Genomic DNA, 25,872 nt, shown 5'->3' with positions numbered 1-25,872 from the left:
TACTGCCCTATTCCGGAGGCTCGTAGCGGTCGTAGGCGCGAATCACTTCCTGCACGAGTGGATGGCGCACGACGTCCTTTTCATCGAATTCGACAAAGGCCAGCCCCTCGATACCGGCCAATACGCTGACCGCCTCGACCAGGCCCGAGGTCGAGCCACGAGGCAGATCGATCTGGGTGGTATCCCCGTTGATCACGGCCTTGGAATCGAAGCCCATCCGGGTCAGGAACATTCGCATCTGCTCGGGTGTCGTATTCTGCGCTTCATCCAGAATGATGAACGCGTCATTGAGGGTGCGGCCGCGCATGTATGCGAGAGGAGCGATCTCGATGCTACCGCGCTCCATGCGCCGCGCGACCTCGTCACCATCGAGCATATCGTGCAGCGCGTCCATCAGCGGGCGGAGGTACGGATCCACTTTCTCGAACACCGTGCCCGGTAGAAAACCGAGTTTCTCGCCAGCTTCAACTGCGGGGCGCGTCAAGATGATGCGGCCGACGTCGCGACGTCGCAGGGCCGACACAGCCATCGCAACCGCCAGATAAGTCTTGCCCGTGCCCGCCGGACCGATTCCGAACGTCAGATCGTGTTCGCGAATCGTTTCGAGATAGATGCGCTGATTCTCGGTACGAGGAACGATGCGCTTGCGTCGACCTACCTCGACCGTGTGCCCATCCACGATCGCCTGTGAGGCCGGTGAGGTGCCCTCTTCGGCGCGACGCGCCACGTGTCGGACATCACCCTCTTCGACCGGCACGCCGGCATTCGCCATGTCGTAGAGATCCTGGAGTACGCGGCGCGCGACCTTGCACTCGAGGTTGGGCCCGTTGACCCGCACGCGATTGCCGCGCGCCTGGATCTGGACCCCAACCAGCTCTTCGAGCGAACGCAGGTTCCTGTCGTTCTGCCCGTAGACGACTTGTGCGACCGCGTTGTCTTCGAATATCAGCGGTTCTTCGCCGGCCAATCGACCCTCGTGCTCGGCCCGATCCTCGGAGCCAGAGGTTGCGTGAGATTCCCCTCGAATTCCGAGACTAGGGCAGAATTCGGCGGAGGCGAAACCCCGTCTCGGAGCGGGCGTAACTGTAGTGATCCAGTTGGACGGTCGCCAAGCTCTGGCGGCCGCGCCCGCGCAAGGCCGTCAACGACTGCGGGTAGGCCCCTTCCGCCCAGCGGTAGGACTCCAGCTCGGCTTCCAGACGCAATGTGGTTGCCGCGATGCGAGCGTTGCGGAGCGAATCCGCCGGTATCGGATGAGTTCGTTCCAGCAGCTCTGGCACGGTCCACAGAATCCCGGCGAGGATGGCCGCGAGGCCCAGAACCGCAACTGTGAGGAGAGGGCGTTCACTCACAGAGTGCTCGACGCGCCCGGCTCGGGCTTTCGCAGAGGTGCTGTCGATACGGATGACCTGCTGGCGCAGGAGCGCCACCAACGCGCGTGCGCCGGTAAACGTCCCGAGTCGCGAAAGATCGATCAGACGCCGCGCAGTGTTCGGCACATTGGCCAGGTTGAAGAGTTTCTCGAGTTGGCCGGCGGTCATGCCGGACGACTGCTCAACACTGGCGCGCTTCAGACGGAATTCATCGATGTCGACGGCTTGCGAAATCCTCACCGAGAGATCGGAAAGCTGACTGCGCACATTCGCCCACTCGTCGCGCATGCGCAGTGCGTCGAGCAGGACCATCTCCGCACCAATCGGGGAATCCCCAGGAGAAGAAGCGACTTCTTCGGGACGGAAGGAGAAGCTGCCTTCGTCCCATAGGAAGAGCTCGAAGATCGACTCGTCGGTCGTCAGGCGTTGGACCTGTTCCAGATCGGACTCTCGTACCAGATTCTTCGAGAGCAGCGCCTGGGCCAACGATTCGAGTGTCTCTTCCTGATGGCTGCGCGCAGTGGCCAGTTCAGCCTCGGACAGAACGCCTGTGCGCAACAAGAAGCCCGCGAGCGCTCCGCCGGGCCGCGCTTCGGCCGGACGCGCCGAGAGTACGGCACCTTCGAGGAAAAGAACCTGGAGTCTCCGATCCCCCTGAGCGACCTCGAGCACACCGGTCTTGCGTTGATGCCCGATCAGCTGGAAGACATCGGCAACCGGGAAGTCGGTCAGGGATCCCTGAAGACTCATCAGATTGCCCTTGCTTCAGCGAGCGATTGGACCGCGCGCAGAACCGAGTTCAGATAGAGCGGCACCAGGACGAGCAATCCGAACCCAGTGGGTAGCCAGAATCCGAGTTCACCCACGTCCCAGGGCGTTGGCAGGAGATCGGCCATCAGGAGCAGGAATGCCGCGACCGCAAGGAACCAGAGCCTTGCGAAACCCGCTCCGAGGCGTCCGTTGTAGACCTCGGGCGTGCCTGGGACCAGCAGACCGGCCAGCGCCAGGCCGTACAACTCGTGTTTCTGTCGGCGACGCTCGTGACGCAATTGCTCACGGTGCACTCGGGGATCCCTGATCGTCGAACGGCCGAACAACGCTTCGCATCGAACACAGGTATCTCGTGTGTTGGACTCGGTCTCACAGGCCGCGCAGATTGCGCGGGAACAGCGTCGGCAGTGCCCGATATCCGAGCGACGCAGGAGTACGCCCAGGATGCCGAGCACGGGCAACGCGATCCAGCCGAGGTCCGAAAAGCGCGGGCCGAGAGCGCGCATGCGCATCTCGCGGGCGAGCGCATTTGAGCTGACATCGCTGCTCGTGGCTTCCTCTAGATAGGTCAAAAGCGGCAGGCGGGCGTGAATCAGATGATCGTGAATAGTGCGCCCATCGAGCGAGGATACGCGACTGATGAGACCGGGATCGAGTGCGCGCGCAGCGCTGAACAACGGTTGCTGTTCCGCTAGACGCAAAGCTCTTCCATAGGCCTGGGATAGATTGAACAGGACCGCAGCAGATTCATGCGCCGAGCGCGCCGATTGAAACTCGTGAATGCCATCCTGCGCCCTGCCCTGAGCGAGCGCGATGATTCCGCGCAGATTGAACATCGCACTCAACATCGACCCGTTCGCATTCGCCGGGGGTCGACCGAGAATCTGGATCGCGCGATCCAGATTTCCCTCGCGTTCGTACAGAGTGGCCAGGGCCAGACGCACCAGGATGTCGTCGGGGCTGCGCTCGTGAGCAGCCGTCAGACGCGCGAGATCCCCCGGTAGAGGCTGTGCGCGTTCCACCCGCCAGGCCGCCAGAACATGCGCGTTGCCTTCCTGGATCGCGGCCACGCGGGACCAGCCGTCGAGCAGGGGTCCGAGGCACAGACCCGAAACGAGCAGCGCGAAACCGACCCCGCAGGCCTCGCGGCGAGACAGGCGCAACGCCGCAAAAGCTCCGGCGACCGCGAGCACCAGAGCGGGACCAAAGCCCGCCAGCGGGAGCAACCCGAGCAGAGCCAGTATCGTGACGAAACCGGGAAGACCGGGCAGGTCCTTCGAGTTTCCCAGGTGTCCGAGTGCGTGGGTGTGCTGGGGCGCGCTGCGCACCAGCGCCACCACGATCATCAATGAGGTGGCCAGCGCGAGGCCGATGCAGAACATGGCACCGACCAACTGCAAGAGCCAGAGCAATCCTGGAAGCCGAGTCATCAACGCCCAGAGAGCCGCGAAAAGATCCATCGGACTATGCGCGAGCCGAGCGGCCTCGAAGCGAACTGCGGGAGAATTCGGGGCGAGTACAACCGCCTTGTCCACGAGGAGCAGATTCGAGCGCTGGCGGGCCTCGTCGAGCAAGGCGAGAGCGAGGACGGGCAGCTGATCGTAGCCGTGTTCCCGATAGCGCTCGGATGCCATCAGGATGCGCCCCGCCACGCTGGACTTGACCACGGCCTCGGGCACCGGGAGAGGTTCCGAAGGAACGAGTAGCGGGTCGGAGTGCTCCGTTGCCGCCTCCGTCGAGCCGACGGACGGGTGTAGCGTCAGCGCCGAAAAGGCGATGAGCGCGAACGTTCCAATTCGTATAAGAGCGCGCAGATGGATCCCCTCATGACACTTCCCGCGCGGGACTCGGTTCCTTCATTTTTCGGCTCCATGTATGGGCCACTGAAGGCATCGTTTCGCAATCGGCGTTCAGGTCGATGAAGTTCGGCGTCGCACGATCGCGAGCAATGCGCGTAGCTCCGGCGCGCGCAGGACGAATAGCGACAGGAGGTAGATCCCGGCACCGAATGCGACGCTCGTGAACAGGAAGAGCACGCCGGACAGAGATGCCGTCTGGGTATCCACCGGGATGCGCTGGGTCAGCATCCAGATGGCGAGAGCCATGAAAGAGCTTGCGACGACCAGACGCAGCCAGTCAAAAACCTGACGCGCATCGACCAGCGCACCGTAACGAGAGCGGGTGGCGACAATCACGTAGAACATGTTCACGAGGGCCGCGATCGACGCTGCGAGAGCCAGACCGGAATACCCCAGATCGGCGACCACGATCGCGTGCTGCCAGCCGATCCACGGCTCCGGCAAGCTGGCCAGCGGCAGCGGACCGATCAACGCCAGCGAGGCAAAGAAATTCACGACGAGGCTGAGCAGCGCTGCGCGCGCCCCGGTCTTCGTGTTCTCGTGGGCAACACACAGGTTCACGTAGATGCGAGAGACCGCAATCGGCACCAGACCCAGAGCTGCCAGCGCCAGGACCGGAGTACACGAACGAACGGCTTCAGCTCCGAATACGGAGGGATTCCAGGCGAAGAGTTGCGAGATCAAGAGTTCGCGCAGGAGGATCAACCCGATCGCGGACGGCAGAGCGAGAGCCAGTGCCATGCCCAGTGTGGAGCAGAACGTCTGACGCAACAGCGCGCGGTCCGCGGACTTCGCCAGGTGCGCGAAGCGGGTGAGCCCGACCATCCCCAGCGCGAAAATAAAGACACCCAACGGGAACTCGATCAAGCGATTCGCGTAGTACAGATACGAGACGGCTCCGTCTCCTTGAAAGGAAGCCAGGAAGCGAGAGACCAGCAGATTCAACTGATAGACCGAAGCCCCGAGCGCGGCCGGGAGCATCAACCCGCCCAGTCGCCGGATCGCCGGATGGCCGGGCGCCATGACTGGTTTCGGTGTCAAGCCTCGACGCGCGAGCGCTGGAATCTGGACCGCGACCTGCAACACACCCGCGACGATAACCGCGTAGCCGAGCACCAGGATCGGCGTGTCGAACCAGGCCACACCGAGAGCGGCTCCAGCAACCAGGCAGACGTTGAGCAGTACCGGCGAGATCGCCGGTGTAAAGAAGTGCCCCAGCGCGTTGAGAGCGCCCATGGCGATGGCCACGAGCGTCAGCATGGCAATGTACGGAAAGCACAACTGGAGCAGTTGCACGGCCAGATCGTGCTTGCCGGGTTCGAGTGCGAAGCCGGGTGCAAACAGGCTGATCAGCTGATCCGAGAACAGCACGCCCAGAACCGCAATGACCAGCCCGGCGATCGCGGCCAGAGTCCAGGTGGCATTGAAGACCCGACGCGCTTCCTCGCGCCCCTCGCGAAGCGAGCCGGTAAAGACCGGCACGAAGCTGATCGTGAGAGAACCCTCGCCCACCAGCCGGCGGAAGAGATTGGGAATCATGAAGGCGACGAAGAAGGCATCGGTCGAAGCGACGGCGAAAAGGCTGGCCAGAACGACGTCGCGAACCAGTCCCAGAACGCGGCTGGCCAGGGTCGCCGCCCCCACCACACCGGCCGAACGGGCGACCTCTTCGCCCGTGGCCGTTGACACGCCGCTCTCATCGGGGTATCTACCGCTCGGCTCGTAGTTACCCATGGCAAATCACAAATCCGCAGCAAAACGTCATCGTCAGTCGCTCAAGAGGGCGGACCGGAACAACCATATCCGGGCCACCGTCCGCGGCGCAGTCCGTAAACTCCGCCAGGCGGCAGCGGACGATTCGCCCGATCGGGCCGAACTCTTCCAGCAGGCCGAACGCTTGCTGCGCAGAGCCACGACCAAGGGCGTTTTTCACCCCAGAACGACCTCTCGCACCGTTTCCCGGCTCAGCAAGCTCGTCTAGCTGACTGCGGAGAGAGTCCACCCCGTCCTTCTGGCCTTCCCGGAGAACGGCTGGACGCGGCCGTGATTTCACGAGCAGACGGCCAGAACCAGCCGTTCGATCGCCAGTCCCGGCGTCAGCGGCAGGCGACCTTTGAGAGCTTCATCCGTGCGCCGCACGGCTTCCAGACAGACGCGCAAGCGCCTCAAATCGAAGCCTCGCGCCTGCTCCACCAGCATACGCGCCGCGTAGGGGTGAACGGAGAGACGGGCCTCGACTTCGCGGGCTTCCAGAGGCCGGCACTCCCGGGCTCTCAGGAGGCGTCGAAAGTGATTCGCCAGCGCTCCCAGAATCGCCAGCGGCGCCTCACCGTGCTCTGTGAGCTGGCGTAAGATCTTCAGCGCCTCGGCAAGCTTGCGGCGCCCGATCGCGTCTGTGAGCTCGTAGAGGGCCGTGGGCCGCAGGTGGCCGGTCACCTCGGCGACATCATCCGCACCGGCCTCCTGTCGATCGCCGAGGTACAGCACGAGCTTCTCGATCTCCATATGGAGTCGATCGAGGTCGGGACCGACCAGTTCCACGAGGGCGGAGGCCGTACCCTGTCCGGGCTTCTTGCCCAGCGTCTTGAGGCGCCTTTCGACGAACTGTTTGGCCTCGGCGGGGCGCTTGGGGCCGGCGCAATCGAGCAGTTTTCCGAGCTTGGCCACCCGCTTGACCCACTTCAGGCGCTTGTCGAGTTTTTCAGCTTCCAGGATCAGACAGGTGGTGCCCACCGGATCTTCCAGATACGGAATCAGGGCCTGCTCGATGAATTTCGCAGCTTTCTTTGCGCCGAGCCCGCGCACGATCAACAGGCGCCCGGGGGCCATGACCGGATGCGTGCGCGCCACGGAAATGACGCTCCCGGGATCGACCTTTGGGCCCGCGAGATCGAAGCGGTCCTCGTTGAAGTCGCGGGGTCCCTCGCCGATCACCTGTTCGCGCAATTCGGCGATCGCCGCATCCCGCAACGTGTTCGAATCTCCCGTTACCAGCACGACAGGGGGGTGGGCCGTCTCAGAAGCGCTGGAAGAGCTCATCGTGAATTCTCTCCGAGAGCAGGGCTGACACGCGTCGCATGGCCTGCTCCTTGTTGGACTCGTACACCTGCGGTTCGGGGCTCGATTGGAACAGTTCACTCACATTCAGATCCGGATGTTCCCAGACCAGATCGCCGGAACCGGCTTGCCGGACCTCGACGTCGACGCTGATTTCGATTCGATCCTCGAGTGCAAGTGCCACCGACGAATACGAACTCGGTCGCACGTGGACGCGCTGCACGACACCAACAAGGATCAGGTCGCCGGGTGCGGCCCCTTTGGAGTAGACGGGCGTCAACCAGTCGCGCCGCGCAAACTCCTCGGTCAAAGCCGAAGCCAGCATCTGTTCCAGACCCGGCTCGGACGTGCGATTTTCGAATGCCCGGATCTCGATGCGATCGAAGTCGACCCCCAGCCCACCTCGACCGTCGATCACGCGGTATCCGCAGGCGAAACAGACACACGAGAGAAGCAGGGCCGCAATGGCGCGTTTGAAGGAATCCTGGTGCATGAGCGCAAGCATCAAAAGTACCGCAACTGAACCATCATGAGCCGTTCCACGTCGGGAATCGCGCTCTTGAGCGCGAAGATCACGACGTGATCCCCCACTTCGATGATGTCCTCGCCCGAAGGGATGTGTACTTCGTCGCCGCGCACGATCGCGCCGACGATCGCGTTCTTGAAGCCGCCTTCTTTCAGCGGCTTGCCGACCAGTTCCGATGTCTCGAGAGCGACGACCTCGAGCGCCTCGGCCGCCTCCTCGCCCACGGTCGTAACCGACACCACTTTACCCTTGCGAATGAAGTGCAAGATGGCGGAGACCGCTGCGGCGTTCGGACTGATCACCGCATCCACTCCGATGGTCATGACGAGCGACGCATAGGAAGGTTTATTGACCAACGCCATCACGCGGGCCGCTCCGGCCCGCTTGGCGAGTAGCGCGGCCAGGATGTTGTCTTCTTCGTCCTTCGTAAACGCGAGAAAAGCGTCGGTGCTACCGACGTTTTCCTCGCGCAGCAGATCGGGATCCGTCGCGGCGCCGTGCAGGATCACGCTGCGACCCAGGCGTTCAGCCAGGTACTTGCACCGGCCGGCATCGGCTTCGATGATCTTGCAGGAGATTTCCTCGTCCTCGAGCATCTGCGCCAGGTGATAGGTGATGTTCCCGCCACCGGCGATCACGATACGGCGCGTGTCTACATTGGGCTTTCCCAGTAGAGACGCCAGTTCGCTGAGGGCTTCGGGTGAACCCGCCGCGTAGATCTTGTCGCCAATTTCGATCTGAGAGCGACCGTCGGGAATGAACGCTGGACCGCGACGCGAGATCGCGACGATATTGAAATCGAAATCGAACTTGTTCGCGAGTTCGAACAACGGCACGCCGACGGTGGCGCAGTCTTGATCGACGGTGAAGGCCCCGACCTGCACGCGGCCGTCCGCGAAGTCGAAGACACCGGCTGCTCCGGGAACACGCAGCGTCTTGAGGATGTTGCGGGCCGCCACCTCTTCGGGATTGATATTCAGATCGAGTGGATCGTCTTCGAACAAGGCGGGTACCGCCGCCGCCAGGTCCGGATCGCGCACGCGCGCGATATTCGTGCGAATGACACTCTGCTTGGTGGCAACCAGACTGGCGACGATGTTCACCTCGTCGGAGTTGGTTACGGCAATCAGCATCTCGGCCTCGTCGAGACCGGCCGCCTTGAGGACTTCGGGATTGGAGCCGTTGCCGTGTACGACGCTCACATCGGCGGCATCGCGAAGCTCGCGGACGCGAGCCTCATCGGCCTCGATCACGATGACGTCCTTGCTCTCGCGAGACAGATGCTCTGCGAGAGTAGCGCCGATTTCTCCACCCCCGACGATCACGATGCTCACGGCGCGAAGTATAGCCACTCCGGGCTGGCAGCGCGCCAGGCTCCGAGGGACCGGGCCTGGAGGCGGTTACGCGCTTGCGGCGATCGACGCGCGGCGTTCCAGCTCTTCGATCAGATAGTCCTTCTTGGACCGGACTTCTTCGGGAATGCGCTGGTTGAAATGGTGGCGCGCTTCCTGAATATCGGCGGCCATGCTGTCGGCGACGTTTCCCTGCTTCACGGCGTCCGCGAACTTCTCCTCGTTGTAGAGGATCACGTCCGAAACTGCGATCCGAGCCAGCCGTTCCGCCGCCGCGATCTCGGGATCGTCAGAAAGCGGCGGCGGGCGACGACGTCGTCTCGGTTTCGCTTCCGCTTCGGGAGCCGTCGGGGAGCCGGGCATCGGAGCCTGCTGACCCGGACTGCTCTTTTCAGATACAGCAGGTGTTTCTGGGGCCGGAGTCGGGGCTACGGCAACGGGCTCGGAGGGCGGCTCGGGTGCGGGAGCCACCGGCCGTTCGAGTTCGGGTTCTGGTGTCGGCCTGGCTCCAAGCCCATGAGTCTCGAGCAGGGCAGCGAGGCCGTCCGGCAGATCACCTGGCTCCAGAGTGTGGTTCGCGTCGAACTCGGGTGCACCTGCAGGCTCGTCCATCGGTGCAACACGAATCAGAGTCATGTCCTGCAGGTCTGCACTGCGACGCAACACCTCGGCCAGGACGACCGAAGAAACGCCCGGCAAGTGACCGCCCAGAACCGCCAATTTGGGACGGTTGCGGAACAGGCGCAGCAGGGCTTCGCCACCGTCGTGAACGACTTCCGGGTCCAGTCCCCAGTCGGTCAGAAAGGTGGCGAGCTTTTTCGCGACGTCAGAATCACCCTCGGCCACGAGCACGCGCGTCTTGGGACGTGCGGGCACCGGTGGTGTTGGAGCCGTCGGAACCGTGGCCGGCGATTGCTGAAGCGATGGATCAGCCGGTGCCTCAGCTTGGCCCGGAGAAGAAATTGCGGGTGCCTCAGCTTGGCTCGGAGAAGGAAATGCGGGCGCCTCGGTCTGGGGCGCTGCCGGAACCTGCGCGGGGACTGGCTGGGGCGCAGCGGGTTGTGCGACGGGCGGATCACTTTCGACGGGTCGAGGCCCCGGCGACTCGACGCGAAAAATCGTCTCGCAGCGACTGCAGCGAATTCGAGCGCCGGCCGCACTGATCTTTTCACGCGCGATTCGGTAGCGGCTATTGCATTGTGGACAACTGGCGATCAAATGCGACATCTCCTGCTCAGGTCGCAAGCTGGGTCAAGTGGACTATCGGACGGCTATGCGCCGGCCTTTACGCATTCATACCCAGTACGTCCCCGAGAGAACTGAGAAAGTCGACTACGTCGACTTCTGTCGCAAAGCGCGGATCGGGCTTCACGACTTCCTCGAGCCCGGAATCAGACCCATCTTCACCGTCTCGCAGCAGCACCAGGCGTATGCTTGGTGCAAGACTGCGCAGGCGCGCCACAAAACGGCGCCAGCCCAGACCGCGCCGGGCGTCCAGTGGATCCTCGATGGCAGTACTCAAAACGAAGACGGGAAAATCCCCGCTGATGATGTACTGCTTCAATCGTGTGAGTGCGTCATTGCCATCCTGGAAGATGTGCACGCGGTTGCTGTCACGCGCGAGCAATTCCTTCATGCGTTCGAGCAGTGAGAGATCCGGATCGACGCAGATGATCACGCCTGGCGCGGATTTCCCCGAAGGCACCGGGACCGGCGGGACAACAGGGGGCGTTTCGAGCACCCCGGCGGGACCCTCGTTGAGATCCGACCAGTCCATGCCCGGATCAACCGGGACTGCATTGAAGGGTTCGGGCTTCAGCTCCGGGCTGTGGCGCTCGTCTTCGAGTCGCGCACCCTCGAGCGCCAGGAACTCGGGTGCCACAGGAGCGGGTAGTCGCAGGCCCTCGGGACCTCGCCAGTCCATCTCGGCATTCCCGACGGGTTCGAACATGAACTCTCCCTCGCGCCAGTCGAAAATCTCTAGGATCGCGTGAACGGCGGAGTCCCAGAGCGCAGATTCGATCTGCGCCTGATCGCTTTCAGGTGTCAGGTTCTGGGATTTGAGCACCGACTCGCGATCCAGAACATCGCCGTCTCGCGCAACGCGCACGATTCCGCCGTCTTCCAGACCCAGCCAGGCCACCCCCTGCTCCGAACAGATCTCGAGCGCGCCGGTCTTCTTCGCCAGCGCCACGATCTGCAGCAGCTCCGGAAGGCTGAGTGCATTGAGATTTCCGCGGAGGCTCATCAGAAGGAGTCCGATCCTCTGGGTAGACACATGATTCTCGAGTCTGAATCGGACGGGAGCCGAGCTGACCTTACGCCTGCTGTAGAACGGGCTCCGGGTCTTCGGCCGTCCCGACCCAGCTGAGCTCGATCGACACACCACAGCCGTGCGCATCAGGAACGACACTCGCCAATGCGGACAAGAGCGCCTTCTCGCATTGCTGACCGTCGGCCAGCACGATGTTCAGCCTGGAATCCTCGGGTGCCTCGGAGAGTCCCTGGACCACGCCACTCAGGAGGCTGGCGGCTTCGGACTGCAAATCGATGCTGCCCGGACACGCCAGCAGTGCCGCACCACATTGCAGCGCCAGAAGCTTGCTCACGGCGCCGCGCATCGCGTTCGCGAGCGGCCCCCCGGCGAGCAGAGCGCTGGGCCCAACCCCCACCAAGAGGATCCGGCTGATGTGCAACGGTACGCCTCCGGGCAGTAGCGCCGCCTCACCCGGCATTCCAGAGACGTAACCCGAACGGAGCTGCTCCGAAATCCGACCGCAGAGCCGCCAATCGATCCATCCTGCGTCACCGCGCAGCGGACGCTCGTCTTCGGGAACGGGGACCAGGCAGGTTTCGGCCTGCGCTAGCGTCGCCGGTCCCGGGAACAACGACAGTGCGAGCTGACTCATGCTTCCCGGCGCCTGTGGCGTCGCGCGAGTTCATCGAGCACACCATTGACGAAGGACGGCGAGGAATCGCCTCCAAAGCGGCGCGCAACCTCGACCGCCTCGTCCAGAACCACTTCGACAGGCGTCTGGGGTTCGTGCAAGAGCTCATACGCAGAAATGCGCAGGAGATTGCGCTCGACGGTCGCAAGCCGGTTCAGGCTCCAGTTTGCGCTCACCAGCGAGATCGCCTCGTCCAGCTGCTTCAAGTTCTGCGACACGCCGGACACGAGTTCACGGGCGCGTTCTCGAGCGCGCGTGGGTAGCGAGAATTCCTGCTCTACCTCTGCGTAGGCGGACAGAACGGATTCGGGCAGGATCCCGCCGGTGGAATCGGCCGCGTACAGCACCTGAAGTGCCGCTTCGCGAGCCATTCTGCGTTCACCGTGAATTCCCACGTTCTCTAGTTTCCCTTGCGGATTTGCCCTAGCAAGCTGCACATCTCGGCCACGCAGTCGGCCGCCTCTGCGCCCTTGTTCGTGCCCGACTCGCCCTCTCGCACCGCGCGTTCGAGCGCCTGATGGACGTTATCGGTGGTAAGCACGCAGAACGCAATCGGAATGCGCGCGCTCATGCCGACCTCGCGGACGCCGTCAGTCACCGCGCGGCACACGTAGTCAAAATGCGGCGTGCCGCCGCGAATCACCACTCCGATCGCGACCAGGGCATCATAGCGCCCGCTCACGGCGGCCTCCTGGGCGGCCAGCGGGATCTCAAAAGCCCCGGGCACCCAGATTTCGTCCATCTCGGTCGCACCGAGTTCATTCAACCGCTCGCGACACCCGTTGAGCAGGCGGAGCGTGATCATGTGGTTGAAGCGCGCGACGATGATGCCGACGCGAAGCCCCTGGCCCGAGAGTCGAGTTTCGCTGTTTTCCATCAGAGCGAGATTACCATTCCGCCACGAAGAGGAAATCCGCTCCGAGGCGGCGTACCTGCATGTCGCGGGGCCGGAGCGCTGCACCCAGCCGCCCCACTCCGAGCTCCTGGAGCACGGGACGACCGTCTGAGCCGATCAGCAGCGGTGCGCTGAACCAGAGCAGGCGATCGACCAGCCCCGCGCGAAGCAGCGCCGCGGCCAGGCCGCCCCCGCCCTCCACCAGCAGATCGTTCACGCCGAGCGCTCCGAGCCTTTTCCAGGCCGCCCGCAGATCGAGTTGACCGGCGCGCTGGCGCACTTCGAGCAGCCTGACCCCCGCGCGCTCCAGACGGCGGCGCCGCGCAGCCGGTGCGGACTTCGAGGTCAGCAGCCAGGTGCGTTCGGGAGCCTCGGGATCGATCGCGCGAGCCCCCGGCGGCGTCTTCAGCTTCGAGTCCACGACGATGCGGGTGGGCACGTGCACGATCTTGTTGCGCGCCCGGGCACATAGCTGGGGATCGTCGGCCAGTAGCGTGCCCGAGCCGACGGCGACCGCATCACAACTCGCGCGAATGCGATGCACGTATGCGCGTGCCTTGGGCCCGGTGATCCAGCGCGACTCCCCGGTGCGCGTGGCGATACGACCATCGAGGCTGGCCGCCAGCTTCAGAGTGGTGAATGGTCGACCGCGCTCGACTCGGGAAACGAATCCTTCGTGCAACTCGCGACACGCTGCTTCTTCCACGCCGAGGTCGACGCGAATTCCAGCTCGTCGCAGCTTCGCCAGACCCTTCCCGTTCGTGTTCGGATTCGGGTCGCGCTGACCGACGACCACGCGCGCGATCTTCGCTGCGATCAGCGCGTCGACGCAGGGCGGATTGTTGCCGTGATGGGCGCACGGTTCGAGCGTCACGTACAGCGTGGCCCCTCGAGCGGACTGGCCCGCCCGAACCAGCGCAACGGCCTCGGCGTGGGCGCCGGGAAAGGGTCGCGTGCTGCCCGCAGCAATGCGCTGGCCTCGGTGCACGATCATCGCGCCTACAGCCGGATTGGGCGCCGTTGCACCGCGCGCACGGCGAGCCAGACTCAGTGCAGCTCGCATCCAACGCGCATCGTCGGAGCTACTTCGAGCCAAGGTCGGTTTCGGGTCCGATCTCATCGAGCGCCTTGCGGAAGTCCTCGATCGTCTTGAAGTTCAAGTAGACCGAGGTGAAACGCAGCCATGCGACGGGATCGAGCGCCCGCAACTCCATGCGCACTTCTTCGCCGATGCGCGGGCTCGGCAGTTCGCGCAGACCCAGGTCGAGCAACACGCGCTCGATACGCTGCGTGGCGTCTTCGATTGCATCGACCGAAACGGGGCGCTTCTCACAGGCTTTTTGCAGTCCGGAGACGATCTTCAAGCGATCCAGTGGCTCCCTGCGCCCGTCGCGCTTCACCACCATCGGCAGCAGATCTTCGATCCGCTCGTAGGTCGTGAAACGACGCGCACACTCGGAGCACTCCCGTCGGCGCCGTTTGACCGGTGCGTCGCGCTGATTTCGCGCATCGACCACCTTGGTGTCGGGGTGATCGCAGAAGGGACAGCGCAAGGATCAGCCTATGCGGGGCGCGTGTACGGCAGCGGGAAGCCGCCGGTGAACTCCTCGACCTCGGAGCGGATTCGCTGGGTCAGGGACTCATCGTCGGGATTCCCGAGTACATCACACATCCAGTCGGCCACGCGCACCATCTCGGCTTCCGCCATGCCGCGCGTCGTGAGCGCCGGCGTGCCGATGCGCAGGCCGCTGGTCACCCAGGGCGAGCGCGTGTCTCCGGGAACGGTGCTCTTCGAGGTGGTGATCGCCGCGCGATCCAACGCGCGCTGAGCCTTCAAACCCGAAATCTCCCGGTCGCTGAAGTCGATCACAAAGAGGTGGTTGTCCGTTCCACCGGTGAACAGCTTGAAACCGCGCTCCTTCACCCGTTCTGCCATGGCTCGCGCGTTCTTCACGATCTGTGCGGCGTACTCCTTGAAGTCCGGCCGAGCCGCTTCTTCGAAGGCCACCGCCTTGGCTGCGATCACATGCTCCAGCGGGCCGCCCTGTGTGTGCGGAAAGATCGCCTTGTCGATCGCGCTGGCGTGAGCTTCGTCGCATAGAATCAAGCCGCCGCGCGGACCGCGTAACGTCTTGTGGGTCGTCGTACTGACGATCTGCGCATGCCCCATTGGCGAGGGATGCACTCCGGCCGCCACGAGCCCCGCAATGTGCGCGATGTCGGCGAACAGCACCGCATCGACTTCCCGAGCAATCTCGCCAAAGGCCTTGAAGTCGATCGTGCGCGGATAGGCGCTATAGCCGGTCTGGATCATCTTGGGGCGATGCTCGCGCGCCAGCCTGCGCACCTGGTCGTAGTCGATCACCTGCTCCGGACCATTCACGCCGTAGCGCACGAATTCGAAGAAACGCGCCGAGAAATTGACGGGGGACCCGTGGGTCAGATGCCCACCGTGCGAGAGTTCCATGCCCAGGATCTTGTCGCCGGTTTCCAGCGCGCCGAAGTACACCGCCATGTTCGCACCCGAACCCGAGTGCGGTTGTACGTTGGCGTGCTCGGCTCCGAACAAGCGCTTGGCGCGTTCGATGGCCAGGGTCTCGACCACGTCGATGAACTCGCACCCACCGTAGTAGCGCTTGCCGGAATAACCTTCGGCGTACTTGTTGGTCAGTGCAGTGCCCATCGCTTCGAGTACTGCGGGCGACGTAAAGTTCTCGCTCGCAATCAGTTCGAGGCCGGACTGCTGTCGTTCGACCTCGCTGTCGATCGCGCGAGCGATCTCGGGATCGGTTTCTCTAAGAGTCACGACTGTCCCTCCTCGATCTGATCGTAGCGCGCGAAGGCCAGCGTGCCGTTGGTGCCGCCGAAACCGAACGAGTTGCTTAGCGCAACTGAAATGGCGGATTCGCGCATCTCGTCCGGCACGTAGTCCAGATCACAATCGGGATCCGGATCGGTCAAGTTGACCGTCGGAGGCAGCTTGCCTTCCGCGAGCGCGAGGGCCGTGAAGATGGCTTCGATACCCCCGGCACCGCCGAGCGTGTGACCGGTCATCGACTTCGTCGAGGAGACGGCGAGTTTTGACGCGTGTTCGCCAAAGACCGCGCGGATGGCCTGGCTTTCGATACGATCGTTGAGTGGCGTGCTCGTGCCATGGGCGTTGATGTAGTCGACGTCTTCGGGCCGAAGACCCGCGTCGTTCAACGCGTTGCGCATACACAGCTGGGCGCCGCCGCCGTCATCGGGCGGAGCCGTCATGTGATGGGCATCAGAAGACATGCCGTAACCGACCACTTCCGCGACAATCTTCGCGCCGCGGTTCAGCGCGTGCTCGAGCGACTCGAGCACCACCACGCCCGCGCCTTCGGCGATGACGAAGCCGTCGCGACCTGCGTCGAAGGGACGACTCGCACGCTGAGGATCGTCATTGCGTGTCGAGAGTGCCTTCATCGAGGAGAAACCCGCGATCGCCAGTCGATTGACGGGTGCCTCGCCGCCACCGGCGATCATGGCATCGGCGTCGCCACGCTGGATGATGCGGTACGCGTCTCCGACCGCATGCGTCCCCGTCGTGCACGCCGTGACCACACAGGTGTTGGGGCCACGCGCGCCGTGGCGAATCGAGACCAGGCCCGAGGCCATGTTCGCAATCGATGAGGGAATGAAGAAAGGCGAGACCTTGCCCTTTTCCACCAGCGACATGGAGTTGTCGAAGATCGTGTTCAATCCGGCAATGCCCGAACCGATCAGTACGCCCACGCGTTCCGCACGCGCCGGATCGACCACGAGGCCAGATCGCGCGACGGCTTCTTCGGCCGCCACGATCGAGTACTGCAGATAGGGATCGAGACGCCGGACTTCTTTCTTGTCGAGCGCGACGGTCGGATCGAAACCCTTGAGCTGCCCGCCAATACGCACTCGCAGACTGGAGGCGTCAAGACCCTCGAGCGGTCCGACACCGGACACGCCCTTGAGCAGAGCATTCCAGCTGGTGGGCACGTCATTGCCGAGCGGATTCACCGTACCCATGCCGGTGATCACCACGCGGCGCAAGTCGATGGTTCGGGTCGTCAGGCGAGGGGGCATCTGCGCTCAGTCCTTCGTGGTTCGTTCCTCGACGTAGCTGATCGCGTCGCCGATGCTCTGAATCTTCTCCGCGTCATCGTCCGGAATTTCGAGACCGAACTCCTCCTCGATCGCCATCACCAGTTCGACGATGTCGAGCGAGTCCGCGCCGAGATCGTCGATGAACGACGCCTCCGGCACGACTTCCGTTGCTGCAACTGCGAGTTGCTCGACGATGAGATCCTTGATCTTTGCTTCGATGGACATGCTTTCCCTCCAGCCTCGAGGCGGCCTCAGTCCAACCCGCCGTTCACTTGAATGACCTGACCCGTGATGTAGCTCGCGTCGTCGGTCGCCAAGAACCGCACCGCGTGAGCCACATCCGCAACTGTACCCAAACGGCCCAGGGGAATGCGATCCTGCAGGCCCGCCCGGACCTCCTCGCCCAGCCCCTGGGTCATTTCAGTGTCGATGAAGCCCGGAGCCACCGCATTGACGGTAATTCCCCGGCTACCCAGTTCTCGCGCCAGCGAGCGCGTCAGTGACTCGATTCCGCCCTTGCTGGCCGCGTAATTCGTCTGACCCGGATTGCCCATCTGGGCGACCACCGAAGACAGGTTGATCACCCGCCCCCGCCGCGCCTTGAGCATGGGCCGCGTGACCGCCCGACAGATGTTCCAGGTGCCCCTCAGATTCGTCGCGATCACATCGTCGAAGTCCGCTGGCTTCATACGCATGATCAGCTGGTCGCGCGTGACGCCGGCGTTGTTGACTGCGATGTCGAGCCGGCCGAACTCCTGCAGGGTCTTGGCGACCAGGGCTTCGACGGCCTCGAAATCCGACACATCGCACTCCAGCGCGAGTGCGCGCCCCCCGTGCTCTTCGATGCTCTTGACGGTTTCGCGCGCTCCGTCGGGTGAGCTGCGATAGGTGATGGCCACGCTCGCACCGGCGCGCGCAAGCTCGCGGGCGATTTCCTGTCCGATACCGCGCGAACCGCCGGTGACCAGTGCAACCCGTTCGTGAAGTGGCCGGCTCAAGCGCCCTCCTCCAGTGTCTTCGCCACCCGTTCAAGGGCTCCGTCGAGGTCTTCGAGCTTCTCGATGCTTGCGCGGGCCAGCCCGCGATCCGTCTTGGCAGCCAATCCGGACAGAACGCGTCCGGGCCCGACCTCGAGTTGTACCGTCGCACCGGCGGCGACCATGGTCTGAATGCACTCCGTCCAGCGCACCGGCGCACAAACCTGCTCGCGAAGCAGGCGGCGCGCGGTCTCGGCATCGCCGTTGGGCTGGGCTGTGACGTTCGCGACTACTGGAATGCGCAGATCGCGCAACGCCACCTCCGCGAGTTCCGGCGTGAGCTTCTCCATCGCGGGCGCCATTAGTTTGCAGTGAAACGGCGCGGATACCGCGAGTAGCACCACGCGCTTTGCGCCGGCTTCCTCCGCCGCTTTCGACGCGCTCGCGACCGGCGCGCGCTCACCGGCGATCACCGTCTGAACGGGCGAATTGTAGTTGGCCGGCGAAACGACTCCCGACGTCGCCGCGCAGATCTCGCTGACCTGCTCGCCCGAAAGCCCCAGGATCGCGGCCATCGCTCCCGTCCCCTCGGGAACGGCCTGTTGCATGAGCGCCCCGCGGCGTCGCACCAGACGCACGGCGTCGGCCAGGTCCAGACCGCCCGCCGCCACGAGTGCCGAGTATTCACCGAGGCTATGCCCGGCGAACACCCCTGGGGGTACGGGAAGACGCGGCTCGACCTCGCGGTAGATGGCGATGCTCGCCGCCAGTACCGCGGGCTGGGTGATTTCGGTGCGCAGCAGTTCTTCTTCGGGGCCGTGGGTGATCAGGTCGATCAAGCCACCGCCATACGCGGCGTCCGCTTCTTCGAGTGCGGCGCGCGCGCGCGGATGGGCGCGCACGAAGTCCATGCTCATTCCAACGGCCTGGGAACCCTGCCCAGGGAATACGACGCTCAACATTATCGAGGTAAGGGGAGGTGTTGGGCCGGGAAGACCTAAACCTCGTCTTCCTTCTCGACCTGGAATACCTGTCGGCCGCGGTAGTGGCCGCACTCCGGACAGACCCGATGGGGCTGCTTCGTGGCTCCGCACTGCGGGCACTTCGACAGTCCGGGTGCTGCGAGCGAATCGTGGGCGCGTCGCATGCGAGTCCGCGATTTCGACGTCTTCTTCTTTGGTTCCGCCATCTGCCTGTCCTTCTTTTCCGAGAATCAGCGTCCCTTGGACCGGGACCGCTCCAGTAACTTATCGAGTCCCGCGAAAGGGCGGTTCTTTTCGCCCGTCTCGCAGGTGCAGCCTTCTTTGCTTCGGTTGCGACCACAGACCGGGCACAGACCGAGACAAGATTTCGAGCACAGCGGCTGCATGGGCCACTCGAGCGCCAGAATCTCCAGGATAATCGGCCCGAAGTCTAGCTCGTCGCCGCCATAGTGCCCGAGTTGGAGATCTTCGGGGTCCAGGGCGATGCCACTTTCGGGCAGCTCCTGGGTTCTGGACGCCGGCTCCAGCAGCAACTCGACGGGTTCTTCGAAAATCCGGCGAAAGACCGAAGTGCAGCGTCCACACACCAATTCGATGGCCCCGCGCAGATGGCCGCGAACCAACAGCCGCGCACCGATGCGATACGCCTCCAGATGCAGCTCGAACGGCTCAGCCAGCGAGAGTTCGGAATCGCCCAGAACCCGACGGGCTTCCTCCCACCACCCGGGATCGGAAACCAGTTCGAAGGAAAGCGGGCTTTCCAAGACGTCTTCGGGGCGCAGGCTGAATCCGGCCACGTCGAAAACCCCAAATAGTTCAAATAGTTGAGCGAATGCTCTATCTAGACCGGAAGACTTGGGCTGTCAACCCGAGGCTCGGGGAACGGGCTGCTATCATGCGCCGCTATGTCCGTCATCACCCGCTACGCGCCGAGCCCGACCGGCGCTCTCCACATCGGAGGCGCTCGCACCGCGCTGTACAACTGGGCGCTGGCCCGCCACGAGGGCGGCTCGTTCCTCTTGCGCTTCGAAGACACCGACCGCGAACGTTCGAGCGAGGAGTCCGAACAGCTGCTGCTGGAGGCCATGGAGTGGCTGGGCATCGACTTCGACCCTGTCCCAGGGTTCGAGGGCATCCCGCGTCAGAGCGAGCGCTCTCGACGCTACCAGGAGGCCGTCAACCAGCTCCTGGAGGGCGGTCACGCCTACCGCTGCACCTGCACTCCCGACCAGGTCAACGCCATGCGCGAGGCAGCCAGGGCGGCCGGACGCAATCCAGGCTACGACCGAAGGTGCCGCGACAAGAACATCCCCGCGAACTGCAGCGAGAGTTTTTGCGTGCGCATCAAGGTGCCCGACGAAGGCGCAGTGACGCGCTGGAACGATCTGATCGCGGGGTCCAGCGGCCAGGATGCAGCGGAACTGGACGACTTCATCGTCGCACGGACCGACGGTACGGCAATCTACCACTTGGCCGTGGTGATCGACGATCACGACATGCACGTGAGCCACGTCGTGCGCGGCCGGGAGCACATGACGAGCACCTCGCGCCAGTTGCTGCTCTACACCGCCCTGGAATTGCCGCCTCCGCAGTTCGCTCACGTGCCGCTACTCGTCGAGTCCGGCGGCAAGAAACTTTCGAAGCGGGTCGAATCGGTATCGGTGCAGGCCTACCGCGACCGCGGTTTCCTGCCTCAGGCAGTACTCAACTATATTTCCCGTCTGGGCTGGAGCCACGGTGATCTGGAGATCTTCGATGCCGACAAACTCGTCGAGTTGTTCACACTCGAAGGCTGTGGTCGCTCCCCTTCCCAGGTACACGACGACAAACTCATCTGGCTCAACCAGCAGTACATCAAGTCTTTGCCCCGCGAGGAGTTGCTGAGACACCTGAGCCGCTTCGTATCCGACGAGTTGAACGACGACACCAGCTTCCAGTCGCTGGTCGATCTTCTGCGCGAGCGCAGCAAGACCCTGGTCGAGATGGCCGAGAAGGCCAGCAGCTATTTCGTCGACCCACTCGAATACGAGCCCAAGGCGGTACGCAAGTTCCTCAAGCCGGGCGCCGCCGAACCACTGACGCAGCTGGCGGCGTTGTTCGAGAAACTGCCGGACTGGGATGAGGCCGGACTGGAAGGGGCCTTCAACGCCGTGCTCGAGAAGTGCGAGTTGAAGATGGGAGCGCTGGCGCAGCCGGTCCGCGTGGCCGTATCGGGCACCTCGGTCAGCCCGGGAATCTTCGAGACCCTGGTGGCCCTGGGCCGCGAGCGCACACTGCGCCGCCTGGCCGAGGTTCAGGAGCAAATCCCACAGACCGATTGAAGCTCAGGATCGGGGATCTATACTCCCGACTCACGTAGACGCCGCTTCACCGGGGCGTCTTCCGCTGGCGGATCGTCTAATGGTAGGACGGTGGGTTCTGGTCCCATTGATCTAGGTTCAAATCCTAGTCCGCCAGCCATCGGTTTCTCCAAACCCGAGGCTCGGGCCGCGGCTTCGAACTCAGTCGGGCGGCGGAACGCGGCGTACGCGCGGATGGCTCAGCAGGTGCTGGCACTGCGCCCGCGACAGGCGTTGCGCGGGCGCCGCCTTGCGACAGGGCGCGTACTTCAACAGCGCCTTGCCGTAGCTCATCATCGTGCAGGCGTCCTCGGGTCCGTCGACCACGATATGCCCGAGGCCCAGGGTGTGGCCGATCTCGTGCGCGATTCGCCAGCTGGTGCCGTATTTCTTGTGCAGCAATGCCGGTCCGGTCCACACATAGGCTTTGGGCAGGCCGAGAAGCGACCAAGCCGGGCCGGGTCCGGTCGCCAGGTAGAGCCCCGGCTTCTTGCCCATGCCGCCGCGCCGGCGCTGAAGCTTCGGGTCCCGGCCGTCGAAGACCTCGAGCTTCTTGATATGGATCTCGAACGGGCAGGGAAAGTCGGGGGTTGGGTACGCGGGATCCGAAACCTGCACCGCCTGATAGCGCCGGTTCGCGTGCTCGATCAGGGTGCGGACGTCCTCTCGCCAGTTCGGATTGTCCACGACCAGATCGTTCATTACGTAGACGTCCATCGGAACCTGATGCGTGGCAATTGCCGCGGCCAGAAGCAGCGTCTTGAGCATCAGGTCGCGCTCGGGGTGATGGTGTGGTGATCGACGGACATCTGGGCTCCCACTGGATGGGTCTTCGTGGAGACTATCGCGCGCGGACTGCGGACCCCAGGTTCATCGGACTGGCGGGAGCCCGGACGCAGTTCGTGTGCAACTCGGCGGGCTCGGCCGCTGCTCCGCGAAAGAGGTCTCCGATCCGAGAGTTTTTTTGGGGGCATTGAAGATTTCCCCGGCGCCCCCGTCATAACCAGTGCAACCGATAGCACCCAACCCGAGACCCGTGGGGGTTTGAGACATCGCAAGAGAGATCGCGTCCGGAATGGCTGTACTCCCTCCGTCCAACGCAGAGATCGCCTCTTGCCCCCGCGGGTCGCTTTCGGAAATCGGGTGCTGACCGGTTCAACGAGTTTTGCTCATCGCTTCTTCATCCACCCTTCCCTTCCCAGGATGACCGGGGGGCCAGCCGAAAGGCTCGGCCCCCCGGTTTTTCTTTAACGATCGACCGAAGAGACCAGCGCCAGACGCGCGAAAGCCATCGCAGTCCGAAGACCGCGATGGCTCTCTGTGCTTCCTGTGGGTAGAAGCGAGTGAATCAGTAGGCGACGGTCACGCCCGAGCACTCACCGAGTGGGCGCTTGAACGTGAAACGCGCAGGCGAAACGACCAGCGCTTCCGCGACTTCACCGAACTGTTGCGGCGCAGTGACGCCTGCAATCGGGCCAACCGGAAAGACGAGCACCACGGCGCCGGCCACCATCGTAACGAAGGAAAGCGGGCGCATGACGGCAACGTCGAAAACCTTCGGATACGCACAATCGTCCAGCGAATCCTCATATCCGACTGCGGATGCCGGGCCCGCCATACCGAGTAGCCCCGCGAGTACAAGTCCAACTAGCAGGTTACGACCGAGATTGCGCATGAAAGTCTCCTCGCAGGGAACATCCGTCCCGAAAGATCTCTTGGTGCCAATCGGCCCCGTGTCGTACAACTTGACTTGCGGGAGCTACCCAGAAGCACCTGGCCGGACTTTTCCAGTCACCACTGGCGCCCCGGCGCGGTACAGTGCGCGGACTTCGAGGCGCTCATTCAGGAGCAAGAGATCCGCGTCACAGCCCGTCGCCAAACGGCCTTTTCGCTGGGCACCGATCAGGCTCGCCGGTCCCTCGCTGGCCATGTGAAGCGCGTCGGGCAGAGGGATCCCGGCCTCGTCCACCCCAATACGCACGGCGTCGAGCAGGGTGATCGTACTGCCGGCCAGGCCCTGACCGGCGGTCGCATAGCCTTCGGAATGCACGGTCGCGCGCAGCGCGCCCATCGGATACTCCCCCGGAGGCAGACCCGCGGCGGGTGTGGCATCGGAAACGAGTAGCAACGCGCGCTTGCGCAACCGGTAGAGCGCCGCAGCCAGTTGCGGGTGCAGATGCCGACCGTCGAGAATCACGCTCCCGCGCAGGCGCTCATCGACCATGAAGGCGCCGATCAGACCGGGCTCCGAGCGCCGGTAGCCGAGAGCTTCGTCATAGGGTCGGGAAGGCCAGTCGCTGGCATTGCCCACGTGCGTCACGAAGGAAAGACCGCGATCGATCGCGGCCCGAAGCTGCTCGAAGCTGGCCAGGGAGTGACCGGCGGCGGTGACGACCCCGGCCTTGGCCAAGCGCTCAATCGCGTCGAGCGCGCCCTCGCGTTCGGGCGCCAGGGTGAGCATGCGCAAAGAAGGACCGGCAGCGTCGAGCAGGCCTGAAAGCGCACCGGGCGTCGGATCGCATAGGTTGCGACTGGCATGTGCACCGCTCTTGGCCTCGGAAAGGAATGGGCCTTCGAGGTGTACGCCGAGCACCGGCCCGTCTTCGCTGACCTCGGGAGCGAGCCGCCGAAGCGCTGCCTCCAAGTGGTCCAGCGGCGCGGTCACCAGAGTGGCCAGCAGACTCGTGGTACCCGAGCGCAGGTGGTAGTCGGTTGCGCGCCGACGAGCCGCGGGATCGGGATCGTCATAGGAACCGCCGTCAGCGCCGTTCACCTGAAGATCGACCAGACCGGCCACCAGTGTGGCGTCGTCGAAGCGTTCGTCGTCGGGTCCAGGGTCGGTGTCCGCCAGAAGCTCGGCGATGCGACCCGAACGCACCTCCAGGCGGACCCGCTCGAGCACCCCCTGAGGCGTGATCGCGCGCGCGGCCCAGATGCTGCGATCGCTCAATTCTTCGCGAGATGCAGCATCGCCGCCAGCGCGACGGAAATGGCGGAGTCCATGTTTTTGTCGATGTCGAGTTCAGCCGGGCCCGGCCACGGAGCGCGATCCGATACGACACACACACAACCCGCTGAAAGCCCGTAGAGATTTGCCAGCGTGAGCAGGATGCCGCTTTCCATTTCGGCGTTGAGCACGCGAGCGGCTCGCAATTGCTCGATACGACTGGACAGCTCGGGCGGACGGTAGCCGCCGTAGCTCATGGGTTCGATCGCTCCACCTTCGCCGAGTACGGCGTTGCGCGCGTAGAACGCATCCATGGACCAGGTGATGCCCACCTGGTGGTGCACGCCGAGCGATCGCGCTGCTGACACCAGTGCACTGACGACGTCGTAACTGGCCACTGCCGGATACTCGGTCGTGATATAGCTTCGCGAAGTTCCGTCGTCGCGCACCGAACCAGTGGTGATCACCAGGTCGCCCAGATCGAGATCAGGTGCGAGTCCGCCGGAGTTGCCGATGCGGATGAAGCGCTTCCCCCCGACCTTGGCAAGCTCCTCGACCAGGATCGCGGTACTCGGTGCGCCAATACCGGTGGAGGCGGCGGCCATCGTCACGCCTTCGTGCTCTCCGACCACGACGCGGTACTCGCGCACATTGCAGACCTCGCGCGTGTTCGACCAGTTCTTCGATATTCGCGCGACCCTCGCCGGATCCCCGGCGAGGAAAACGTTCTCGGGCATTTGCCCGCTCTTCAGACCCGTGATCGGCTGTCCCGGCTCGTCACTCATCTCACTCACTTCGGAATTCTCCTCTATTTCCGGGTGCTTCCGTTCCCACACGCAATCGCGTCACCGGGCGCAACGAGCGCTCACCATCGCGCAGTCCACTCGAACTCGCCAACAGCAGAACCCCGTGCGCCGAGATTTTCAAGCGCGAAAAAGCAGCACCGATCGGCAGCTTCACGGGCTGGCCGAAAGTAAAAGCTAACGCTTTCGTGAATTTCGTCCGAAACCGGGTTCATTGAAAATCGTGGGGAGTACAACCACATGGCAATCAAGGTCGCAAAAAGAGTTTGGCACACGTCGAAGATGAACAACGATTGGCAGCGATTCGCCAATTACTTCAGCAAGCACTATCCCATGGACAAGCAGATGGCGAAGTATTTTCGCGAAGCCATGAAGTCCACTGAGAACGCAGCTGCGAAGCTCAAGACAGCGTCGAAGCCGAAGCCGGCGATGAAGCGCAAGACGACGGCGAAGAAGCGGACCACGCCGAAGCGTCGCACGACGGCGAAGCGCCGCACCACGGCGAAGCGTCGAACTCCGGCGAAGACGACTCGCTGGACCGCTTCCAAGAAGCGGCGCACGATGAAGCGACGGCAGGGCTGAACCAAACAGGTTTGACCGTCTCAGCGTAGACCCCCGGTCTGCTGCGGAAACGCGGCGGGCCGGGGGTCTCGTACGTCGTGGCCTCGCGGGGCCAAACGCGCGGATCGCCCGGGCCCCGGTTTGACGAGCCGGGGCGCCCCCCCTACCTTGCCGCCTTCCGACTGGTCCCATCGTCTAGCGGTCTAGGATGTCAGGTTCTCACCCTGGAGACACGGGTTCGATTCCCGTTGGGACCACCAGTCTTCTAGGACTCACTGCCCCAGGTCCAGACCCAGGAATACGAACGCGCGCGGCGGCGCTGTCCGGCTGGTGCCGAAAACGCGCCTACTCCCCGGCCTCCGGAGATGAGCCTT

Annotated in this window: 28 protein-coding genes and 2 tRNA genes; 5 read left to right on the top strand and 25 right to left on the bottom strand. The window is 63.8% G+C overall.

Going from position 1 to position 25,872, the window contains the following annotated elements; all coding sequences use genetic code 11:
- Window positions 1–7 precede the first annotated feature (7 nt).
- From GY725_03775 to murJ, 4 genes are all read right to left on the bottom strand, one after another.
- Complete coding sequence (locus GY725_03775; GenBank protein ID MCP4003293.1) at window positions 8–967, bottom strand: PhoH family protein; 960 nt, start codon at window positions 965–967, stop codon at window positions 8–10.
- A 67-nt stretch (window positions 968–1,034) separates the two neighbouring features.
- Window positions 1,035–2,123, bottom strand: a complete 1,089-nt coding sequence (locus tag GY725_03770; GenBank protein ID MCP4003292.1) for a DUF4388 domain-containing protein — start codon at window positions 2,121–2,123, stop codon at window positions 1,035–1,037.
- Complete coding sequence (locus tag GY725_03765; GenBank protein ID MCP4003291.1) at window positions 2,123–3,823, bottom strand: hypothetical protein; 1,701 nt, start codon at window positions 3,821–3,823, stop codon at window positions 2,123–2,125. The genes GY725_03770 and GY725_03765 overlap by 1 nt, the downstream gene beginning before the upstream one ends.
- A 231-nt stretch (window positions 3,824–4,054) precedes the next feature.
- On the bottom strand, window positions 4,055–5,737 hold the full coding sequence (murJ, locus tag GY725_03760; GenBank protein MCP4003290.1) for a murein biosynthesis integral membrane protein MurJ: 1,683 nt from the start codon (window positions 5,735–5,737) through the stop codon (window positions 4,055–4,057).
- On the opposite strand from murJ, the gene rpsT reads away from it, so the two are divergent.
- Window positions 5,736–5,984, top strand: coding sequence for a 30S ribosomal protein S20 (rpsT, locus tag GY725_03755; protein MCP4003289.1), 249 nt, complete (start codon window positions 5,736–5,738; stop codon window positions 5,982–5,984). The genes murJ and rpsT overlap by 2 nt on opposite strands.
- Before the next feature lie 68 nt (window positions 5,985–6,052).
- On the opposite strand, the gene holA is transcribed toward rpsT, so the two are convergent.
- From holA to GY725_03670, 17 genes are all read right to left on the bottom strand, one after another.
- The gene (gene holA, locus GY725_03750) at window positions 6,053–7,042 is read right to left on the bottom strand and encodes a DNA polymerase III subunit delta (GenBank protein MCP4003288.1); all 990 of its coding nucleotides are present in this window, start codon (window positions 7,040–7,042) and stop codon (window positions 6,053–6,055) included.
- A complete protein-coding gene (locus tag GY725_03745; protein MCP4003287.1) occupies window positions 7,020–7,553 on the bottom strand; it encodes a hypothetical protein in 534 nt (177 codons plus the stop codon). Before GY725_03745 ends, holA begins: the two co-directional genes overlap by 23 nt.
- A gap of 11 nt (window positions 7,554–7,564) precedes the next feature.
- A complete protein-coding gene (gene trkA / locus GY725_03740) occupies window positions 7,565–8,920 on the bottom strand; it encodes a Trk system potassium transporter TrkA (protein ID MCP4003286.1) in 1,356 nt (451 codons plus the stop codon).
- A 66-nt stretch (window positions 8,921–8,986) separates the two neighbouring features.
- Window positions 8,987–10,165, bottom strand: coding sequence for a hypothetical protein (locus GY725_03735; protein MCP4003285.1), 1,179 nt, complete (start codon window positions 10,163–10,165; stop codon window positions 8,987–8,989).
- Window positions 10,166–10,223: 58 nt separating this feature from the next.
- Window positions 10,224–11,186: a DUF4388 domain-containing protein gene (locus tag GY725_03730; protein ID MCP4003284.1), complete on the bottom strand. Its 963-nt coding sequence runs from the start codon at window positions 11,184–11,186 to the stop codon at window positions 10,224–10,226.
- 70 nt (window positions 11,187–11,256) lie between these two features.
- Window positions 11,257–11,847 (bottom strand): hypothetical protein, encoded by a 591-nt coding sequence (locus GY725_03725; GenBank protein MCP4003283.1) that lies wholly within the window; start codon window positions 11,845–11,847, stop codon window positions 11,257–11,259.
- Window positions 11,844–12,281, bottom strand: a complete 438-nt coding sequence (gene nusB, locus GY725_03720) for a transcription antitermination factor NusB (GenBank protein MCP4003282.1) — start codon at window positions 12,279–12,281, stop codon at window positions 11,844–11,846. Before nusB ends, GY725_03725 begins: the two co-directional genes overlap by 4 nt.
- 5 nt (window positions 12,282–12,286) lie before the next feature.
- Entirely contained in the window at window positions 12,287–12,763 is a 477-nt protein-coding gene (locus GY725_03715) for a 6,7-dimethyl-8-ribityllumazine synthase (GenBank protein MCP4003281.1), read from the bottom strand.
- Between the two features lie 10 nt (window positions 12,764–12,773).
- A complete protein-coding gene (ribD, locus tag GY725_03710) occupies window positions 12,774–13,901 on the bottom strand; it encodes a bifunctional diaminohydroxyphosphoribosylaminopyrimidine deaminase/5-amino-6-(5-phosphoribosylamino)uracil reductase RibD (protein MCP4003280.1) in 1,128 nt (375 codons plus the stop codon).
- Window positions 13,864–14,334 (bottom strand): transcriptional repressor NrdR, encoded by a 471-nt coding sequence (nrdR, locus tag GY725_03705; protein MCP4003279.1) that lies wholly within the window; start codon window positions 14,332–14,334, stop codon window positions 13,864–13,866. Before nrdR ends, ribD begins: the two co-directional genes overlap by 38 nt.
- Before the next feature lie 8 nt (window positions 14,335–14,342).
- On the bottom strand, window positions 14,343–15,587 hold the full coding sequence (locus tag GY725_03700) for a serine hydroxymethyltransferase (GenBank protein ID MCP4003278.1): 1,245 nt from the start codon (window positions 15,585–15,587) through the stop codon (window positions 14,343–14,345).
- Entirely contained in the window at window positions 15,584–16,867 is a 1,284-nt protein-coding gene (fabF, locus tag GY725_03695) for a beta-ketoacyl-ACP synthase II (protein MCP4003277.1), read from the bottom strand. The genes GY725_03700 and fabF overlap by 4 nt, the downstream gene beginning before the upstream one ends.
- Before the next feature lie 6 nt (window positions 16,868–16,873).
- Window positions 16,874–17,113, bottom strand: a complete 240-nt coding sequence (locus GY725_03690) for an acyl carrier protein (protein MCP4003276.1) — start codon at window positions 17,111–17,113, stop codon at window positions 16,874–16,876.
- A 26-nt stretch (window positions 17,114–17,139) separates the two neighbouring features.
- On the bottom strand, window positions 17,140–17,886 hold the full coding sequence (fabG, locus tag GY725_03685) for a 3-oxoacyl-[acyl-carrier-protein] reductase (GenBank protein MCP4003275.1): 747 nt from the start codon (window positions 17,884–17,886) through the stop codon (window positions 17,140–17,142).
- Window positions 17,883–18,827 (bottom strand): ACP S-malonyltransferase, encoded by a 945-nt coding sequence (fabD, locus tag GY725_03680; protein MCP4003274.1) that lies wholly within the window; start codon window positions 18,825–18,827, stop codon window positions 17,883–17,885. The genes fabG and fabD overlap by 4 nt, the downstream gene beginning before the upstream one ends.
- A gap of 35 nt (window positions 18,828–18,862) precedes the next feature.
- Window positions 18,863–19,054, bottom strand: coding sequence for a 50S ribosomal protein L32 (gene rpmF, locus GY725_03675; GenBank protein ID MCP4003273.1), 192 nt, complete (start codon window positions 19,052–19,054; stop codon window positions 18,863–18,865).
- Between the two features lie 24 nt (window positions 19,055–19,078).
- Window positions 19,079–19,645 (bottom strand): DUF177 domain-containing protein, encoded by a 567-nt coding sequence (locus tag GY725_03670; GenBank protein MCP4003272.1) that lies wholly within the window; start codon window positions 19,643–19,645, stop codon window positions 19,079–19,081.
- Between the two features lie 108 nt (window positions 19,646–19,753).
- Between GY725_03670 and GY725_03665 the strand changes: the two genes are divergently transcribed.
- Window positions 19,754–21,169, top strand: coding sequence for a glutamate--tRNA ligase (locus GY725_03665; GenBank protein ID MCP4003271.1), 1,416 nt, complete (start codon window positions 19,754–19,756; stop codon window positions 21,167–21,169).
- A gap of 65 nt (window positions 21,170–21,234) precedes the next feature.
- Window positions 21,235–21,308, top strand: a tRNA-Gln gene (locus GY725_03660).
- 41 nt (window positions 21,309–21,349) lie between these two features.
- On the opposite strand, the gene GY725_03655 is transcribed toward GY725_03660, so the two are convergent.
- The 4 genes from GY725_03655 to GY725_03640 all read right to left on the bottom strand — a co-directional run bounded on the left by GY725_03655 (window position 21,350) and on the right by GY725_03640 (window position 24,928).
- Window positions 21,350–21,955, bottom strand: a complete 606-nt coding sequence (locus GY725_03655; GenBank protein MCP4003270.1) for a hypothetical protein — start codon at window positions 21,953–21,955, stop codon at window positions 21,350–21,352.
- Between the two features lie 580 nt (window positions 21,956–22,535).
- Window positions 22,536–22,862 carry a hypothetical protein gene (locus tag GY725_03650; protein ID MCP4003269.1) on the bottom strand — a complete coding sequence of 109 codons (327 nt, stop codon included), beginning with the start codon at window positions 22,860–22,862 and terminating at the stop codon, window positions 22,536–22,538.
- Window positions 22,863–22,946: 84 nt separating this feature from the next.
- Window positions 22,947–24,137 carry an amidohydrolase family protein gene (locus GY725_03645; protein MCP4003268.1) on the bottom strand — a complete coding sequence of 397 codons (1,191 nt, stop codon included), beginning with the start codon at window positions 24,135–24,137 and terminating at the stop codon, window positions 22,947–22,949.
- Window positions 24,134–24,928 (bottom strand): nucleoside phosphorylase, encoded by a 795-nt coding sequence (locus tag GY725_03640; GenBank protein MCP4003267.1) that lies wholly within the window; start codon window positions 24,926–24,928, stop codon window positions 24,134–24,136. Before GY725_03640 ends, GY725_03645 begins: the two co-directional genes overlap by 4 nt.
- A 249-nt stretch (window positions 24,929–25,177) precedes the next feature.
- Here GY725_03640 and GY725_03635 point away from each other — a divergent pair, with 249 nt between their 5' ends.
- Both GY725_03635 and GY725_03630 read left to right on the top strand, forming a co-directional pair.
- The gene (locus tag GY725_03635) at window positions 25,178–25,519 is read left to right on the top strand and encodes a hypothetical protein (GenBank protein ID MCP4003266.1); all 342 of its coding nucleotides are present in this window, start codon (window positions 25,178–25,180) and stop codon (window positions 25,517–25,519) included.
- A 163-nt stretch (window positions 25,520–25,682) separates the two neighbouring features.
- A tRNA-Glu gene (locus GY725_03630) sits at window positions 25,683–25,758 on the top strand.
- Window positions 25,759–25,872 lie beyond the last annotated feature (114 nt).

It is taken from the genome of bacterium (assembly GCA_024226335.1).
Taxonomy (GTDB): Bacteria; Myxococcota_A; UBA9160; order SZUA-336; family SZUA-336; genus JAAELY01.
The sequence above is the reverse complement of the archived record's forward strand: the minus strand, read 5'-3'. Positions and strand labels throughout refer to the sequence as shown.